This window comes from Blastococcus sp. SYSU D00669 (assembly GCF_054050715.1).
This window is the reverse complement of sequence record NZ_JBJGZV010000015.1, coordinates 1-17198: the sequence shown is the minus strand read 5'-3', so window position 1 is coordinate 17198 and position 17198 is coordinate 1. Positions and strand designations below refer to the sequence as shown.

Sequence of the window (17198 nt, the reverse complement as noted above, 5' to 3'; positions counted from 1 at the left end):
GTCCCGGCGTGACCTCACCGTAACCATGCCGTCTCGCTGAGTCGTGAAGCGACGCGCGGCGACCTGTCGACGAGTCGACAGGCCACCGCCACGACGGCCAGGCCGGCGACCACCGTCCAGGGATGGGCGATGAGCGCGGCCTCCACCCCGCCCAGCGGGTCGGCGAGCACGCCGAGGCGCTCGAGCGCCCAGCCGGTGGCGGCAGCCAGGGCGACCGACGCGATCCCGATCCGCAGGACGGCGTACCAGCGGGTGCGTGAGGCGAGGTACAGCGGCGGGAAGAGCAGCGCCACGGTGAGGAGCTGGGCGAGCTCGACTCCGAAGTTGAAGGCCAGCAGCGGGAGCAATGAGGTGGAGCCCCCGAGGCCGAGGTCGGTGAGGATGCCGGCGAACGCCAGCCCGGGCACCAGGCCGGAGGCGCCGGCGATTGAGCACCTCCACCGGCGCGCTCGGCACGGACACCCAGCCGAGCGCCGGCCCGCCATCGACGACCTGCTCGCCCCGGTGCCATCACCGAGGAGGAGGCCCGACGCCTACCTCGCAGCGCTGGAGGAGGCCTTCAGGTTCCGGGTGAACTGGGACGGCGAGGAGGCCACACCCACCTTCCCCGGCCTCGACGCCTGATGCGCGTACCGCCGGCCGGCCCGCCGCTCGGCGGGCCGGCCTGGGGCGGCGCGGGCCGGACCTACTTGAAGGCGTCCTTGACCTTCTCGCCGGCCTGCTTGAGGTTGCTCGCGGTCTGCTGGCGCTTGCCCTCGTCCTCGAGGGCGGGGTCGCGGGTGACGCGGCCCAGGCCTTCCTTGACCTTGCCCGCCAGCTCGTCGGCCTTGTTGCTCGCCTTGTCCTCAGCGCTCATGCCGCGCTCAGTACCCGTGGTCGGCCGCCGGCATGCCAGGTCAGCGGTCCCCGGCGATGTCCACCTCGGACCAGTCGAGGGCGTCGAGGTTGACCACGATCGCCTCCTGGGTGGTGCGCGCGATGACCACGACCGCCTCGGTGTCGGGGTCGGGGTTCTCCTCGCGGTGCGGCACGTACGGCGGGACGAAGACGTAGTCCCCCGGCCCGGTCTGGATGCGCGTCTCGACCGGCTCGTCGCCCTCGAGGTCGACGAACACGAACGCCGGCCTCCCCGAGACGACGTAGATCGCCGTCTCCGACGCCCCGTGGTGGTGGTTGCCCGACGCCGTGGCCCCCGGTACGTGCGTCTGCCCCATCCACAGGTGCTGCGCCCCGACGGTCTTGCCGCTGATCGCCTCGACCCGGCGCATGCCCGAGGTCTGCGTCGTGTCGCCCACGAGCCCGGACGGCGCGATGCGGTGCAGCCGGCGGTGGAACGGGTCGATGTCGGCGGGCAACAGCACCCCGCTGGGCGTGCGGACGAGCTCCCCGTCGGCGCTTCCGGCGGGGACGTGGACGGCGGACATCAGGCTCCCTGGGCGAGTGCGAGGTCGGCGACGCCGACCGGCGCCGCGAGCAGGCGCCGCAGCGCGTCGGCGACGCGGCGGGCGATCTCCGGCGGGAGCCCCTGGCGGGCCCACGCGGCGAGCGGCAGGGGGTCCGGCCGGGGCAGGTCGTCGCGGGCGACGAGCCCCTCCGGGATCTGGCCCAGCGTGGCCATCAGCGCGACGCCGAGACCGGCCCCGACCGCCGCCTGGACGCCGGCCAGCTGCATCGCCTCGGCGCCGACGACCGCCGGGACGCCGTGCCGGGCGAGCGTGTCCAGCGCGCGGGTGCGCAGCGCGCAGGGGTTGTCGAAGGCGACGACCGGCACCGGCCGCGGCGCCGGCGGCCGCTGCCAGGACGGCGCCGAGAACCAGCTCAGCTCCAGCTCCCCCACCGGCGTCGCCCGCGGGCCGTCGGAGGGCCCCAGCAGGAGCGCGACGTCGATCCGGCCGGACGCCAGGCCCTCGCGCAGCCCGGTCCCCCGGTCCAGCCGGAATCGGACGCGGTGCTCGGGCAGGACGGCCTCCAGCGCGGCGGAGAGCTCGGGCAGCAGCTGCGCGGCAGCGTGCTCGGTGGAGCCGATGACGATCGTCTCCCCGGTCTCGACGCCCAGGCTGCGCAGCGCCTCGTCATGCGCGGCGAGGATCGCCCGCGCGTGGCCGAGCAGCTGCTCGCCCTGGGCGGTGAACCGCGAGCCGCGGCCGTCGCGCTCCACCAGCCGCCGCCCGGTCGCCGACTCCAGCCGGCGCACGTGCTGGCTGACCGCCGCCTGGCTCAGGTGCAGGGAACTCGCGGCCCGCTGGAAACCGCCGCAGTCCGCGACGGCCACGAGGCTGCGCAGCGGAGCGATCCCCAGTATCTGGTTCATGTCGATCAGATTAGTGGACAATTGATCGCGCCCCGTGATGGGTCCCCATCACGAAGAGTCGTTGGACCTCTCGCCGCCGTCCGGCGCATGATCGTCGGCATGACCCCGCCGGCCGCCGTGATGCTCACGTGTCGCCGCTGGCTGGACCTCGCTCGCAGCGAGGCGAGCCTCTGTCGCTGACCTGATCGCCCGATCGGTCCGCCCGCGCCGCAGCGCGGGAGCGACACCCCTCCCCGGCAGACGCCGTCCCCTCCCCCGCACCCCTGGCCGCCCCGCGGCCGGGGGTGGCTCGGCGCTGCCCGCCCACGCCAACGTCAGGAAGGTCCCCCATGTCCCGTCGCACGCTGAAGCTCGGCGCCGTCCTCCTCGGGGTCGGCGGCCCGGGCCAGCACAGCACCTGGCTCGACCCGGAGATCCCCGGCGACGCCAGCGTCGACGTCCGCTGGTACATCGCCCGCGCCCAGGAGGCGGAGGCCGCGAAGTTCGACCACGTCTTCATCGTCGACAGCCAGTTCATCACCCCCGACTCCCCGCACCACTACCTCAGCCGGCTCGAGCCGCTGACCCTGCTGTCGGCGATCGCCGTGCACACCCGGCACATCGGCCTGGTGGGCACGCTGACGACGTCGTACAACGAGCCGTTCAACGTGGCCCGTCGGCTGGCCTCGCTCGACCACATCAGCGGCGGCCGGGCCGGCTGGAACGTCGTCACCAGCGGCGACGCCGGGACGGCGGGCAACTACAGCCGCGACGAGCACTACGACTACGCCACCCGCTACGGGCGCGCGCTCGAGCACGTCCGGGTCGCGCAGGGGCTGTGGGACTCCTACGAGGCCGACGCCTTCCCCCGGGACAAGGAGCGCGGCGTCTTCTTCGACCGCACGAAGCTGCACGCCCTGGAGCACGAGGGCGAGTTCTTCTCCGTGGTGGGCCCGTTGAACATCGAGCGCTCGCCGCAAGGGCAGCCGGTCATCTTCCAGGCCGGGGACTCCGAGGAGGGCCGCGACCTCGGCGCGAGCATCGCCGACGCGATCTTCACCCACGCCCAGACCCTGGAGCAGGCGCGGGCCTTCCGCGCCGAGCTGCGCGAGCGGGCCGCCGCCAAGGGCCGCGACCCCGAGCAGCTGCTGATCGTGCCGGGGATCTCGCTGATCGTCGCCGACACCGACGAGGAGGCCCGCGAGAAGGAGGCCGCCGTCCTCGGCGGCAAGACCTTCGACAAGGCGCTGGCCGAGCTCGGCCGCCCGTTCGGCTGGCACGACTTCTCGCAGTACGACCTCGACGCCCCGTTCCCCGAGGTCGGCGACGCCGGCGAGCGCAGCTTCCGCACCCAGGCCGAGGCGATCAAGAAGGTGGCCCGGGACGAGGGGCTCACCCTGCGCCAGGTGGTCCAGCGCCAGCTGGACGCGCGCCGCTCCCCCTTCGTCGGCTCGCCGCTGACGGTCGCCGACGAGATCCAGCGCTGGTTCGAGGGCGGCGGTCTCGACGGCGTCAACGTCACCGTCAACGCCCCGCGCGAGTTCGCCCGGTTCACCGACCAGGTGCTGCCGATCCTGCGCGAGCGCGGCGTCGTCCGCAGCGAATACGAGTCGACGACCCTGCGCGGCAACCTCGGCCTGCCGGTGCCGGAGAACCGCCACACCGCGGCCCGCCGCGCGGCCGCCGCGCGGGCCACCTCCGCCCCCACCCCGGCGCTCGTCCCGTGAGCACCGCGGCCCCCCTCCCCTCCCGAGAGACGACGATGACCCCCGCCCGATCCGTCCTGCCCGTCCGCCGCCGTCGCGTTTCCCTCCTCTGGGCCGCCGTCGTCCTCGCCGTGTCCCTGGTGCTCAGCGCCTGCGGTGGCGGGGCCAACGCCGGCACCGGGGGTGCCGGCGGGGACGCGACCCTGAAGTGGGCCACCTCCTACTTCCCCGAGCACTGGGACCCGGTCGTCGCGGGCAGCGGCGCGCAGTTCCGCCTGCTCGCGCTGACCTATGCCTCGCTGACCAACATCGACGAGGACGGCAACCCGGTGCCCGGGCTGGCGGAGAGCTGGGACTACAACGAGGCCGGCGACGAGGTGACCTTCCACCTCCGGCCGGGTCTCACCTTCAGCGACGGGACGCCGGTCGACGCCGAGGCGATCAAGACGTACCTCGAGCGCGCCAAGACGCAGGAGAACTCGGCGCTGTTCGGCGACCTGACGACGATCGAGTCGGTCACCGCCGCCGGCGAGCTCGACGTCGTCATCGCGCTGACCCAGGTCGACCACCAGATCCCGCTGCTGCTCGGGCAGCGCGTCGCGCTCATCCCCAGCCCAGCGGCGTCGGGGGACGTCGCGGCGCTCGACCAGAACCCGGTCGGGGCCGGCCCGTTCACCGTCACCGAGCTGATCCCGGGCACGAAGGCGGTGCTGGAGAAGAACCCGGACTACTGGGACGCCGAGAACATCCACATCGACCGGGTCGAGCTCGTCTCGGCGCCCGACCCCGCCACCGTCGTCTCCGGCCTGCAGACCGGCGTCTACAACTTCGCCGACATCGCGCCCAGCCAGGGCCAGGCGGCCGAGGCGGCGGGCCTGGACGTGTTCGTCCAGCCGGGGTTCAACGCCTCGAACATCAGCCTCAACGTCAACAAGGCGCCGTTCGACGACCCGCGCGTCGTCGACGCCGTCCGCCACGCGGTCGACCGCGAGGAGTTCGTCGAGAAGCTGACGTTCGGCTACGGCGAGGTGACCAGCCAGCCCTTCCCGCCGGGCTACATCGCCTACGACCCGCAGTCCGAGGACCTCTGGCCGTACGACCCCGACCTGTCCCGGCAGCTGCTCGCCGAGGCCGGCTACGAACCCGGGGAGCTCGAGGTGGAGCTGGTCATCCCGGAGGCCCAGCCGGCGGCGGAGGTCGTGCAGTCGCAGCTGGGCGCCGTCGGCATCACGGTCACCATCACGATCGACAAGAACTGGGCGACGCCGTTCTTCGCCAAGGACCTCACCTTCTCGCTGTACGGCACGACCGGCCGCGACTCGTCGGTGCAGACGCTGACGGCGCACTTCGGCCCGAACGGCCCGCTGAACCTCAGCTCGCCGTACGAGCCGGAGGGCTTCGCGGACGCGGTGGCCGCGGTCCGGCAGACCCCGATCGGGTCCGACGGGTACGAGGAGGCGCTGCAGGCGGCCACCCGGGCCGGCCTGCGGAGCCCGGCGCTGGTGTTCACCTACTCGGCGCCCAACCTGTTCGCCAAGAGCCCGGAGATCTCCGACCTGCCCGGCAACCCCGGCCACGTGGAGTGGACCGGCGTGACGATCGGCGGCTGACGGTGGCAGCTCCGACGACCCGCGGGAGGGCGGGGACCAGGGTGCGGCGCGCGGCCGGCCGCACCCTGGCCACCCTCGCCCGCTCGGTGGCGGTCTTCGTCCCGGTCTTCCTGGTGGCGACCTTCGTGACCTTCGCGCTGCGGGCGCTCTCCGGGCTGAGCCCGGCCCGCATCCAGCTGGGCGAGAACGCCACGCCCGAGGCGATCGCCCGGGTCGAGGCGCAGTGGGGCCTCGACCAGCCGTTCCTCACCCAGTACTGGCACTGGTTCCGGGAGGTGCTGCAGGGCGACCTGGGCACCAGCTGGTCCAACGGGGCCGACGTCTCGGCGCTCATCGCCGAGGGGCTGGCGATCAGCCTGTCGATCGCCACCGCCGCGCTGGTCGTCGGCGTCCTGCTCGGCTCGGCGCTGGGCACGCTCGCCGCGTTGCGCCGGACCACCTGGGTGGACCGGGTGGTCACCGGCTTCACCACGGTGATCTCGGTGATGCCGCCGTTCGTCGTGGGCATCCTGCTGGTCAACGTCCTCGCCGTCGGGCTGGGCTGGTTCCCCTCGGCGGGCTACGTCCCGGCGAGCGCCGGGGTGGGCCCGTGGCTGGCGCACATCGCGCTGCCGGCGCTGGCGCTCAGCTTCGACGTCGTCGCCGACGTGGCCCGCCAGCTCCGGTCAGGGCTGATCGCCGCCTACCGCGAGAACTACGTGACCGGCGCGGTCGTCCGCGGCCTGGGCCCGCGGCGGATCTTCTTCCGCCACGTCCTGCGCAACGGCGCCGGCCCGGCGCTGGCGGTCCTCGGCCTGAAGTTCCCCGCGCTCATCGGTGGCTCGGTCGTCACCGAGTGGATCTTCGGGCTGCAGGGGTTCGGGCGGTTCGCCAACGACTCGGCGCAGGCCGGCGACGTGCCCGCGGTGCAGGGCGTGCTGGTGGTCTCGATCGTGCTGGTCGTCGCCTTCAACCTGGTCGTCAACGTCGTCCTGGCCCGGGTCACCCCGGCCTCGCAGCGGGGGGTGTGACCGTGGTCCGCCGCCTCCTCGGCCTGACGTCGGCGCGCGTCGCGCTCGGCATCCTCGCCGTCATCGCCGTCCTGGCGATCGCCGGGCCGTGGCTCGCCCCGCAGGACCCGCTCGCCTCGAGCGCGGACACCCTCGGCGGGCCGTCGTGGCAGCACTGGCTCGGCACCGACTACCTCGGCCGCGACGTGCTGTCCCGGCTGCTCGACGGCACGCGCACCAGCGTCGTGGGGTCGGTCGAGGTCGCCCTGGTGGCCCTGCTCGTCGGCGCCGTCCCCGGGCTCCTGTCGGTCTACCTGGGCCGGGCGTTCGAGTGGGCGACGCTGCGGCTCACCGACACGCTGGTCGCGCTGCCGTTCCTGCTCTTCGCCGTCGCCGTGACGGCGCTGTTGGGCAACGGCCTGACCCAGGCGATGGTCGTCGTGGGCGTGCTGGTCTCCCCCCTGTTCTACCGGGTGGCGCGGGCGGCGACCCTCGCCGTGGCCCGGTCGCAGTACGTGGAGGCCGCGATCGTCGCCGGGGCGTCCACCGGCTGGATCGCTCGCCGGCACGTGTGGCTCAAGGTCCTGCCGGCGATCGCGGTGGCGCTGGCCCAGACGATCGGCGTCGGCTTCGTCGTCGTCTCCAGCCTGACCTTCCTCGGCATCGGCGTGCAGCCGCCGGAGCCGACGTGGGGCGGGCTGCTCGCCTCCGACCTCGGCTACCTGAGCTTCGCGCCGTGGGCGCCGGTGGCTCCCGCGCTGCTGATCACCGCCACCGTCTGGGCCTGCAACCTGCTCGCCGACGCCATCCGGGACGTCTCCGGCGAGGCCGGCCGGGCCCTGCTCAACGCGAGCCGGGCCCGGGCGAACGCCAACCCGACCGATCCTCTCCCCACCGGAAGTGGTGCCCGATGACGACGCTCTCCCACCCCCTCGCCGAGCCGGCGCTCCTGCCCGAGCCGGCCGCGCCCGCACCCGTGCTCGAGGTGCGCGACGTGCGGATCCGCGACCAGGTGACCGACCGCGAGATCGTGCACGGGGTCGGGTTCACGCTCACCCCGGGCCGGGTGGTGGGCATCGTCGGCGAGTCCGGCAGCGGCAAGACGCTCACCTGCCGCGCGGCGCTCGGCATCCTGCCCGAGCACTTCGTCGTCTCCGGCGGCTCGATCCGGATCGCCGGTGAGGACGTCGCCGGGCTGACGCCGGCCCGGTGGCAGCAGCTGCGCGGGTCGACGATCAGCGCCGTCTTCCAGGACCCGGCCTCCTACCTGAACCCGTCGATCCGGGTGGGGACGCAGGTCGCCGAGGTCGTGCGGGTCAAGACGGGGCTGCGGCGGCGGGCCGCGAGGGCGCGCACCCTCGAACTGTTCGAGGCGGTGCACCTGCGCGACCCCGAGCTCGTCGTCGACCAGTACCCGTTCGAGCTCTCCGGCGGGATGCTGCAGCGGGTCCTCATCGCTGCGGCGGTCGCCGCCGACCCGCAGGTGCTCGTCGCCGACGAGGCGACGACGGCGCTCGACGTCACCGTGCAGGCCGAGATCCTCGACCTGCTCGCCGACCTCCGCGAGCGCCGCGGGCTGGCGCTGGTCGTGGTCTCCCACGACCTCGCCGTCGTCGCGCAGCTCTGCGACGAGGTGCTGGTCATGCGTCGGGGCACCGTCGTGGAGCGGGGCCCGACGGCCGCCGTGCTGCACGACCCGCAGCACGAGTACACGCGGCTGCTCACCGCCGAGCACGAGCAGTACGGGCTCGAGCGGTTCCTCGACGCGCCGGCGGGGGCGACCCGTGGCTGACCGCCCCGTCATGGAGGTCACCGGCCTCGACGTCCACCACGGCCTGGCCAGGGCACGGCGCCAGGTGCTGCGGGACGTCTCGCTCACCGTGCACCGCGGCGAGACCGTCGGCCTCATCGGCGAGACGGGGTCGGGCAAGTCGACCTTCGCCCGGGCGGTGCTGGGGCTGGTGCGCGCCTCGGGCGGGCGGATCGTCGTCGGCGGCGAGGAGGTCACCGGGTACTCGGCCCGCCAGTGGCGGGCGCTGCGCCGCCGCGGCGTCGTCCAGTACGTCTTCCAGGACCCGCTGCGCAGCCTCGACCCCGACCTCCCCGTCGACGAGTCGCTCGTCGAGCCGCTGCTGATCCGCGGGGAGCGGCGCGCCGACGCCGTCGAGCGGGCACGGGCCTACCTCGGCCGGGTGCACCTGGACGAGGAGCTGCTCGGCCGGCTGCCCGGTGAGCTCTCCGGCGGGCAGCGGCAGCGGGTCGCCGTCGCCCGGGCGCTGGTGCCCGAGCCGGAGCTGGTGATCCTCGACGAACCGGTGAGCGCGCTGGACTCGGCCACCCGGGTGCAGGTGCTGCGCATCCTGCAGGAGCTGCGCGACTCCGGTGTCGCGCTGGTCTTCATCTCGCACGACCTGGGCTCGGTGGCCGGCGTCGCCGACCGGATCGCCGTGCTCTACCGCGGCGAGCTGGTCGAGGAAGGCGCCGCCCGCGAGGTCGTGAACACCCCCCGCCACCCGTACACGCGGCTGCTCGTCAGCTCGGCCCCGACGCTGCGCTCGCGCGCGGTCGACCGGGACGAGCGGGCCGCGCTGCGCGCCCTGCTCGACGCCTGAGAGGACACCGCATGACCCACGACACCCAGAACATCCCCGCCCCCGAGGGCCTGCGCACCCGCGGCACGGTCGTCGTCGTCCCCGGCCGGGGCGAGACACCGGCGACCTACGGCCGGTTCGGCCGCCGCCTCGCCGCCGACGCCTACGCCGTCCGAGTGGTGGCACCGCCGGCGCTCGACGACCTCGACGGGCTGGTCCGCACCCTCTCGGCCGCCGTCCCCGACGACCTCGTCCGGCCGCTGGTGCTGGTCGGGGCCGACGCCGGCGCCGTGGCGCTGGCCGCCCTCACCGCGCAGCCCGCCCCGGACGCCGCCTGGTGGCCCGACGCGCTGGTGCTCGCCGGGCTGCCCGGGTACGGCGCGTCGACCGCCGGCGGCTGGGCGGAGGAGCTCGACGCCCGCACGCACTGCCCCGTGCACCGCGGGGTGCTCGGCGACGACCCCGGCGTGGTCCGCGACAGCCTGCGCGATGCCGTGCCGGACGGACTGCTCGACGTCGCGTACGGCAGCACGTCGCCGCTGCCGCAGCTGCTGCTGGCCGGCGACGCCGACCCGGTCGCCGACCGGGAGGCGCTCGCGCGGGCGGCGAAGGCGCGGCCCGCGGCGCGGCTCACGGTGGTGCGGGGTGCGCACCACGACGTGCTCAACGACCTGCAGCACCGGTCGGTCGCCGCCGAGGTCGTCGGCTTCCTCGAGGCCCTGCGCGGCGGCCCGGCGCCGGCGCCCGTGCTGGAGGTGGTGTCCAGTGCCTGGTGAGCCGCTCGCCGAGGCGTTCCGCGAGGTGATGGCCGGGGTCTGCACACCGGTGTCGGTGGTGACCGCGCTGCGGGACGGCGCTCCGCACGGCACCACCGTCAGCGCCTTCGCCTCGCTGTCGATGTCCCCGCCGATGGTGCTCGTCGCCCTCGACCGCCGGTCGGACCTGCTGGCCCGGCTGGCGGTCGGCCGCCCGTTCGGGGTGAACGTGCTCGGCGCCGACCAGGCCGGACTGGCCGCCGCGTTCGCGCGCAAGGGCCCGGACAAGTTCGCCGGCGTGGACTGGGAGCTCGACACCGGCGCGCCGCGGCTGACGGGCAGCCCGGGCTGGCTGGCCTGCACCGTGGCGCAGCTGGTCGACGGCGGGGACCACGTCGTGGCTCTGGGGGACGTCGTCCGCGCGGCGACCGCCGGTGGGCCACCGCTGACCTACCACGCGCGCACGTTCGGCACGCACCGGGCGACCCCCGTCCTGCGATCGGTGGTGGGCTCGTGAGCGCGCCGGGCCTCGGCACCCCCCGGCGCACCGACGTCGTCGTGGTCGGCGGCGGGGTGACCGGGTCGGCGGCGGCGCGGGCGCTGGCCCGGCGGGGCCTGGCCGTCGTCCTGCTGGAGCGGCTGGGCCGACCGGGCACGCCCGCGGCCTCCCACCGCCGGGACGCCGACCGGGTGGTGGCCGCGCTGCAGGTGGCCGCTGCGGAGCACGGCGCCGTCGTCCGCCACCACCGCGAGGTGCTGGCCGTCGAGCCGGCACCCGGCGGCGGGGTGCTGGTCCGCTGCGCCGCGGGGGCGGCCGTGCGGGCGGGGACGGCGGTCGTCGCGGCCGGCCCCGGGTCGGACCGGCTCTGGCCGGGAGCCGACGTCCGGCCCGGGCACGTGCTGCTGGCCGCCGGGTCCGGGGCACGGGACCTGGCGGCCGCCCTCGCCGTCGGCCGGGAGATCGCGGACCTCGTCCTGCTGCCCGCCGCTCCCCTCGAGCTGACCGGGGACCGGGTGAGCGCGTGAGCACGATCGCCGTCGTCGGCAACCCCAAGCCGCACTCCCGCACCCGCTCGGCGGCCGAACTGGTCGTCGAGCGCCTCACCGGTGCCCCGCCCGACCGCGTCGTCGACGTCGTCGACCTCGGCGCCGGCCTGCTCGGCTGGGGCGACCCCGCCGTGGAGGACGCCGTCGCCGCGCTGCGGGACGCCGACCTGGCCGTGGTCGCCAGCCCCACCTTCAAGGCCACCTACACCGGGCTGCTCAAGCTCTTCCTCGACCAGATCGGCACCGGCGACCTGGCCGGCGTCGTCGCCGTCCCCCTGATGCTCGGCGGCGGACCCACCCACGCCCTCGCCCCCGAGCTCCTGCTCAAGCCCGTCCTGGTGGAGCTCGGCGCGACCGCACCCACCAAGGGGCTCTACCTGCTCGACAAGACCTGGGACGACCCCGCCGCGCTCGACCCGTGGCTGACCACCGCGGCCCCGCAGGTCGCCGCCGCCCGCACCGTCGCGCGCGGGTGAGGCCGGCCGCGGGTCAGCGGTGCGGACCTCTCCGGCCGAGGGTGTCCACGGGGGTCGCGCCGGGGCGGGTCCACTGGGCCACGGGCCGGCTGGTCTCGCCCCAGGTGGGGTTCCCGTCGGCGTCCTTGCGCCAGTACCAGCACGCGTGGTTCCCCCCGGGCCAGCCTTCGGGCTTGTCCTCCCACGCCTCGCCGCGGCCGTAGGGCGTCCGGTCGAGCAGGCCGAAGGACGCGGCGACCGGCTCGTTGCCGCGGCCCGTCGTGGAGTAGGTGAGGAAGGCGCGGTCGCCGTCGCGCAGGAAGCAGGTGAGGTACCCCATCTCCCCGCCCACCGGCTCGGGCACGTCGCGCACCGAGTACCAGGGCTGGCGGTAGCCCATGAACTCCACGAAGGCGGCCACCTCGTCCCAGACCCCCGTGGTGAGGACGGCGAACGAAACGCCGCGGGCCTCGAGGTAGACGGTGTCCTGCAGCTGCCAGGCGGTCATGGTGCAGCCCTCGCACTGCCCCTGGTGCGGCGCGCCGTCGTACCACATGTGCTTGTAGACGACGAGCTCGCCACGCCCGCGGAACAGGTCCAGGAACGGCACCGGGCCGTCGGGGCCGACGACTTCGATCGTCGGGTCGAACTCGACCATCGGCAGCCGGCGGCGGGCCGCGGCGAGGGCGTCCCCCTCGCGGGTGTGCGCCTTCTCGCGGACCAGCAGCTCGTCCCGGGCGGCCTGCCAGGTGGCCAGGTCGACGACGGGCGGGCGGCCGGGGAGCGCGGTGGTCGGCTGGGCCGGGGTGGTCGTCACGGTGTCCTCCGGGGTGCTCGTGCCGAGCGGTGTCGGTCACCAGGAAGACCCCCGCCCGGGGCGGAACTCATCGCCCTGCCGGATCAGGAGACGGCGGTCCGCACGAGCGCGGCGATCTTGTCCTCCACCGCCGGGGTCCACGCGACGAGCGCGAACCCCACGGGCCAGATCTCGCCGTCGTCGAGGTGGGCCGGGTCCTGGAACTCCAGGGTCGAGTAGCGCTGGCCGAACTTGCCGGCGTTCTTGAACGAGAGGACGACCTTGCCCTCCCGGTTGGCGTAGGCCGGCATGCCGTACCAGGTCCGGGGCGCGAGGTCGGGAGCGTTGGCGGTCACCGTCACGTGGACGCGCTCGGCGATCGCGCGGTCGGCGGGATTCATCGTCGCGATGCTGTCGAGCAGGGCCTGCAACCCCTCGGCCTTCTTCACGCCGCTCCGTCCCTCGGCGCGCAGTTCCGCCGCGCGCTGCTTCATGGCGGCCCGCTCGGCAGCGCTGAAGCCGTCGGTCGTCCTCGTGCTGGTGTGGGTGGACATGCTGCTCTCCCCTTCACGTGCGTCGATCGTGTCGACGGAGCGACGTGCTCCTCGATGCATTGACACGTCCCGGACCACATGTGTGACACCGGACGGTCAGAAGACCCGTGGACGAACCCGCGAAGGGGCGGCCTCGGTCAGCGCAGCACCGGGAACACCAGGTGGATGACCCTGTCGCCGGGCAGGCAGACCGTCGGGTTGCCGAGCAGGACATCTTCGGAGGACAGCCGGCCGAAGAACGGGCGGTTGCCCTCCCCCATCACGACGGGGACCAGGTCGACGGCCACCTCGTCGAGCAGCCCGAGGTCCAGGCACTGCCGGGCGACGGTCCCCCCGGCGATCGCGACGACACGGTCGCCGGCCAGCTCCTGGGCTCGTGCGACCGCGGCCTCGATCCCGTCGGTCACGAAGGTGAACGGGGCGTCGGGGTGCGCGTCGACCCAGTCGGTCGGTACCCGGTGGGTCACGACGACGACGGGGACGTCGAGGGTGTGCCGGCCCTGCCGGCCCTCGGCCACGTCGAAGAGCGTCCGACCGCAGACCAGTGCCCCCAGCGAGGACGTCCACCGCCGCCAGTGTTCCGCGCTGGACGGGGACAGGTGGACGGTGAAGTCGCCGGCGGGGGTCGGGATCTCGACCTCGCCGTTCTGCAGCCAGTCGAACAACCGGCCGATCGTGTCGTCCTGCTTCGCGACGTACCCGTCGAGGGACATGATCGCGTTCGCCACCACCTTGCCCACGGTCCTCGCTCCTCCGGTGTGCTTCGACCGGTGGATCTGCGCGACGACGCCGCTGGGGACTACCTGCCCTCCACGGGGCGCGCGGCTGCCGATGCACGTGGAGACCCGGCACGCCGGTGCAACTCATCGGCCGGCCAGGTCGGCGCGTCGACTGCGAGGACGACCGTGACCAGAGACGACTCAGGGCGCCCTCCTGGGAGAGGGCGCCCTGATGGAACGGGGTGGAGCCGAGCAACAGGAACTGATGGCCCCCACAGGGCCGGGGCGGCGCGTTCGTCTTGGTTGATGGATGCACCTCGGACGGTTGCTCGGCCCCCGACGAACCCTTCTCGAACGACGATGAACGCCACCCTGGCTAGCACCGCGGCATCGCAAGGAGGCCGCCTGACAAAGCCCGGATGCTCGCCGGCAAGTCGGGCGACCAGGCTGCTGTGGAGCTTCGACCCGAGGCACCGCCATCGCCGTTGGCCCCCCTTGCTGCGGCCCTACTTCCCGGTTGTCCGCAAGGCTCCGCGGGCTGGCGTGCTCAAGGCACCAGAGGCCACTGAGAAGCTTGGAAAAGCGCCTCGGTCCACCCCGCGTAGTTCCCGAATCGGAACGCCGAGGAGCCTTCCAACTGGATGTCGAACTTCAATTCCAGTTCGGCCACGAGCGGTCGATCGGGCAGGACGTGTACGAAGACCTCCGGGAAAGTGAAGCTGCCGGGAAGGCCGCGGACGCCGTGAAGGCCGTCGGAGTCGAAGAACAGCAGCGTATCGAACCAGTGGTTCTGGGCAATGATGGCGCCACCCTCCGTCATGATTTTCTGATTGGCATGCAACCAGCATTTTGACCAGTTGTCACCGAAGCTGAGGGGCCCGTTGACGCCAGTGAAGCCCCACACCTCTCCCCACAGGTTCACTCGAGGAGCGGACCGATACCATCCCGCTGGTGGTAGGCGATCACTGCCGATGCCGTAGATGGCTGTGACGCCAGCACTTCCGAACCAGAGATCTCCGTCGTCGTAGTCCAGTTGCCCTCGGAAGTGAACGCCATCCGACTGTGCGAAGGCCGTCAGCCCGAGCAAGTGGCCGGGAGTCCACCAACTGGTTTGACCCCACCACCACATACCGATGTCCGCCGTGTCGGTTGACGTTACGACACCGTAATTCGGTAGTTCGAGCGAGTCTTCGCCCATATCTCGCAGGAGATAGTGACTGGCATACGCGTCGCGAACCAAGGAACCGAGTTCTTCATCGGCGGGCGCACCTCTCTGCGCGGCTACTTGGAGCCGTTCCCGAGCTCCTCGTTCCGCTGAGCTGAGTGGCTGATACGCCCTACTCTCACGGGCGATGCGGGCCGCGTGAGCAGTGCCTGCCTCAACAACGAGAGGAAGCGCGTCCCCCAGCGGTTCGGCGACCTCATTTGCAAGACTCTCAAACCGGACTTCAGCATATCGAGTGTCAGTCATGGCGGCGTTCCCTTCAGCCGGTGGGCGTGCCTCACTGGTTCGGTCGTGGGATGGCGATTAGACAGTTCAACTCCTTCCAATTCGTGATCACAGGACCCGGCGACAGGACGTTGCGTTCGAGGTTGGTACGGCTCGGTGAACATGCAGGAGATCCGCGATTTGCTGGTCGGCGGCCACGGAAGTACACCGATATAGAAGCCGACATCAGTAGATGACTGGATGCACGAGAACAAGTGCTTGGAGACTCTTCCCCGTACTGCAGCCTCGCCTGAGTGGAATGGTCTTGAGGCACCGGCATGCCCGATCTCCGCCTGGTGCCGGAACCCCTGCTTCGTTCCCATGTCCCCAGTCGCCCTTCGCGCGGCAGCCACACCAGCGACGCGAAGGGATAGCTAGAACCAGCAGGCGTTGGCACCGTCGCCGGCGTGTGGGAAAGACATGTGCGGCGCGTCGTCATGCTGACGCCATCACCGGGAACTGCATGGCGCAGCCGGCAGTGTTGGCAACCGTGCGAAGGTCGCGGTGGACGCCGCATCCGGTCGTTGCCAGAAGGCGGCGGACGGTTCTCTGCTGGACTGCCTGATGACACGTCGATCCTCGCCGCGGATGATGATGACTGCCGCGAGGGCTTCTACTGGTCAGGCGGAAGTCGATGAGGTCGGCATGGTTCTCCGAACCAAGCCACAAGAAAAGGGTTGCATTAGAAGGTCGTCGGCCGTGTCCGCTTTCGAGGGGTCGGCGCAGAATGTTGTGCATGTCGTCGCCATCCTCTTCCGCGCCGCCGCTGCCTACCCGATTCGCTCCAGGCTGAGCCGCCAGACGTTTAGCTTGGCGTTGACGCCGCTGGCCGCGGAGGTACCGCCGGCGTTCGCGAATGCGCGGACGCCGACGTTCAGCGTGTACCCGTGCCCGGGCTGCATGCGGAACGCGATGTTGCCCCACGGGTCCCAAGTAGTGAACGGCCCCTGGTCGCCTCCTTCATGGTCGGGCAGAAATGGAAATGTCGACGCCTTGTGCTTGCGCCAGAGCTGGTACTGCGAGCGGTCCGCCAGCGGCGGCTTGCCGGGGAAGGGATCCTCGAATGCGGTGATGTCGATGCCACCCTCGCCGTCCGCCCAACTGCCGGGCACAGCAGTAGCGAGCTCGAAGTGAAACTCGAGGAATGTCTCGGCACGGGCGACGAGGTTGATCGAGTGGCCCGTCGTCAGGGCGATGCCGTAGCCGGCGTGCACGTCGACGGGGCCGCCGACGCCGCCCGGGGTGTCGCCCGATACCGCTGTCGAGGAGACGAAGCCCGAGGGTTCGAAGAAGCGCTGGTTTGTGGCAGCTCCGCCGAGGTTCCAGCTCCAGGTGTAGTCGTACGGGGGTCGCCGCTCCTCGATCGGTCCGGCGGGCAGCGGCGCGATGAAGTCGAAGAAGCTGTCGGCGCGATGCTCATGGAGCCGTCGTAGCTCCAGCCGCGATGCATCCAGCGCGACGCCCGTCTCGCCCAGCCGCTTCAGCGCTGCCATGGCCGCCGGGTCGTCCTCGATCGTCCTCGCCAGCGGGGCGTTGACGGCGGCCTCGAGCCTTGCTCGCTCGTCGTCTGCCGCCCGCACGTCGGTCCGAGCCTCCTGGGAACGGGTCACCATCGCGGCTACCGAGCGCTCAGCGAGATCCCGCTGCTCGCTGTTGAGGCCTTCGCGGAACTCGATCTGAACGCCCTCGAGGTGCTCGTCGAGTCGAGGGGGCACCGTCGACACCACATCTCCTCACTCGCTCGATCGGGTGCAGGCGACAACCGGCCGGCGTGCGTCCACCGTGGACCCGAGAGCCCCCTTCAGGTCAGAGCCGATGGTCCTGTCTTCACGGGCTTACCGAGACGTCTACCCGCTGCCCTTCGACCGGGCGCGCCTCGACAGGGCCGGCGGCGCGAGGTCCGGTCCACCCCCGGGTCGCCATGGAGGTCTCGGCCACGCGCAAATGCGGACGGCGGCAGTCCGGATGAGTCGTGCACTGTGGGACTGAGCCGGCACCCGATTGGGGGAGGGCCTGGTCATCGGGGTCGAGCCGAGGGGACTCGAACGCGGCTTGCGCGGTGGCATCAGCGGCTCGACCAGCAGCGAGAGCCACGAGGTCCGTCGTTCGGACACCCCGCGTCACTGTCCACCGACGCCCACCCGTCGCGGTAGAGATCAGTGGCACATGGTCCCGGCCGCCGACCTCACGGGTCGGC

At 72.7% G+C, this 17198-nt stretch carries 19 protein-coding genes; 10 read left to right on the top strand and 9 right to left on the bottom strand.

The window, feature by feature from the left end:
• Nucleotides 1-14: 14 nt before the first annotated feature.
• The 4 genes from ACI8AF_RS12335 to ACI8AF_RS12320 all read right to left on the bottom strand — a co-directional run bounded on the left by ACI8AF_RS12335 (nt 15) and on the right by ACI8AF_RS12320 (nt 2311).
• A complete protein-coding gene (locus tag ACI8AF_RS12335; protein ID WP_456540000.1) occupies nt 15-485 on the bottom strand; it encodes a HupE/UreJ family protein in 471 nt (156 codons plus the stop codon).
• Between the two features lie 200 nt (nt 486-685).
• The gene (locus ACI8AF_RS12330; RefSeq protein WP_456539999.1) at nt 686-856 is read right to left on the bottom strand and encodes a CsbD family protein; all 171 of its coding nucleotides are present in this window, start codon (nt 854-856) and stop codon (nt 686-688) included.
• Nucleotides 857-896: 40 nt separating this feature from the next.
• Nucleotides 897-1424 (bottom strand): cupin domain-containing protein, encoded by a 528-nt coding sequence (locus tag ACI8AF_RS12325; protein WP_456539998.1) that lies wholly within the window; start codon nt 1422-1424, stop codon nt 897-899.
• The gene (locus tag ACI8AF_RS12320) at nt 1424-2311 is read right to left on the bottom strand and encodes a LysR family transcriptional regulator (RefSeq protein ID WP_456539997.1); all 888 of its coding nucleotides are present in this window, start codon (nt 2309-2311) and stop codon (nt 1424-1426) included. Before ACI8AF_RS12320 ends, ACI8AF_RS12325 begins: the two co-directional genes overlap by 1 nt.
• Nucleotides 2312-2640: 329 nt before the next feature.
• On the opposite strand from ACI8AF_RS12320, the gene ACI8AF_RS12315 reads away from it, so the two are divergent.
• Genes ACI8AF_RS12315 through ACI8AF_RS12270 form a run of 10 tightly spaced genes read left to right on the top strand, consistent with a single transcriptional unit; the run spans nt 2641 to nt 11464 of the window.
• Nucleotides 2641-4017, top strand: coding sequence for an LLM class flavin-dependent oxidoreductase (locus ACI8AF_RS12315; protein ID WP_456539996.1), 1377 nt, complete (start codon nt 2641-2643; stop codon nt 4015-4017).
• Between the two features lie 35 nt (nt 4018-4052).
• On the top strand, nt 4053-5606 hold the full coding sequence (locus ACI8AF_RS12310) for an ABC transporter substrate-binding protein (RefSeq protein WP_456539995.1): 1554 nt from the start codon (nt 4053-4055) through the stop codon (nt 5604-5606).
• 41 nt (nt 5607-5647) lie between these two features.
• Nucleotides 5648-6616 carry an ABC transporter permease gene (locus ACI8AF_RS12305; RefSeq protein ID WP_456539994.1) on the top strand — a complete coding sequence of 323 codons (969 nt, stop codon included), beginning with the start codon at nt 5648-5650 and terminating at the stop codon, nt 6614-6616.
• Nucleotides 6617-6618: 2 nt separating this feature from the next.
• Entirely contained in the window at nt 6619-7509 is an 891-nt protein-coding gene (locus ACI8AF_RS12300) for an ABC transporter permease (RefSeq protein WP_456539993.1), read from the top strand.
• The gene (locus ACI8AF_RS12295) at nt 7506-8387 is read left to right on the top strand and encodes an ABC transporter ATP-binding protein (RefSeq protein ID WP_456539992.1); all 882 of its coding nucleotides are present in this window, start codon (nt 7506-7508) and stop codon (nt 8385-8387) included. The genes ACI8AF_RS12300 and ACI8AF_RS12295 overlap by 4 nt, the downstream gene beginning before the upstream one ends.
• Nucleotides 8380-9207 carry an ABC transporter ATP-binding protein gene (locus ACI8AF_RS12290; protein ID WP_456539991.1) on the top strand — a complete coding sequence of 276 codons (828 nt, stop codon included), beginning with the start codon at nt 8380-8382 and terminating at the stop codon, nt 9205-9207. Before ACI8AF_RS12295 ends, ACI8AF_RS12290 begins: the two co-directional genes overlap by 8 nt.
• Nucleotides 9208-9218: 11 nt before the next feature.
• Nucleotides 9219-9962 (top strand): hypothetical protein, encoded by a 744-nt coding sequence (locus tag ACI8AF_RS12285; RefSeq protein WP_456539990.1) that lies wholly within the window; start codon nt 9219-9221, stop codon nt 9960-9962.
• A complete protein-coding gene (locus ACI8AF_RS12280) occupies nt 9952-10458 on the top strand; it encodes a flavin reductase family protein (RefSeq protein ID WP_456539989.1) in 507 nt (168 codons plus the stop codon). Before ACI8AF_RS12285 ends, ACI8AF_RS12280 begins: the two co-directional genes overlap by 11 nt.
• Nucleotides 10455-10967 (top strand): FAD-dependent oxidoreductase, encoded by a 513-nt coding sequence (locus tag ACI8AF_RS12275; protein WP_456539988.1) that lies wholly within the window; start codon nt 10455-10457, stop codon nt 10965-10967. Before ACI8AF_RS12280 ends, ACI8AF_RS12275 begins: the two co-directional genes overlap by 4 nt.
• Nucleotides 10964-11464 (top strand): NADPH-dependent FMN reductase, encoded by a 501-nt coding sequence (locus tag ACI8AF_RS12270; RefSeq protein WP_456539987.1) that lies wholly within the window; start codon nt 10964-10966, stop codon nt 11462-11464. Before ACI8AF_RS12275 ends, ACI8AF_RS12270 begins: the two co-directional genes overlap by 4 nt.
• Before the next feature lie 13 nt (nt 11465-11477).
• On the opposite strand, the gene ACI8AF_RS12265 is transcribed toward ACI8AF_RS12270, so the two are convergent.
• From ACI8AF_RS12265 to ACI8AF_RS12245, 5 genes are all read right to left on the bottom strand, one after another.
• Entirely contained in the window at nt 11478-12260 is a 783-nt protein-coding gene (locus ACI8AF_RS12265) for a DUF899 family protein (RefSeq protein WP_456539986.1), read from the bottom strand.
• An 83-nt stretch (nt 12261-12343) separates the two neighbouring features.
• Nucleotides 12344-12793 carry an iron chaperone gene (locus tag ACI8AF_RS12260; protein ID WP_456539985.1) on the bottom strand — a complete coding sequence of 150 codons (450 nt, stop codon included), beginning with the start codon at nt 12791-12793 and terminating at the stop codon, nt 12344-12346.
• A gap of 137 nt (nt 12794-12930) precedes the next feature.
• A complete protein-coding gene (locus tag ACI8AF_RS12255) occupies nt 12931-13533 on the bottom strand; it encodes a dihydrofolate reductase family protein (RefSeq protein ID WP_456539984.1) in 603 nt (200 codons plus the stop codon).
• Nucleotides 13534-14059: 526 nt separating this feature from the next.
• The gene (locus ACI8AF_RS12250; RefSeq protein ID WP_456539983.1) at nt 14060-14983 is read right to left on the bottom strand and encodes a hypothetical protein; all 924 of its coding nucleotides are present in this window, start codon (nt 14981-14983) and stop codon (nt 14060-14062) included.
• A gap of 788 nt (nt 14984-15771) precedes the next feature.
• Nucleotides 15772-16725 (bottom strand): hypothetical protein, encoded by a 954-nt coding sequence (locus tag ACI8AF_RS12245; protein ID WP_456539982.1) that lies wholly within the window; start codon nt 16723-16725, stop codon nt 15772-15774.
• Nucleotides 16726-17198: the final 473 nt, after the last annotated feature.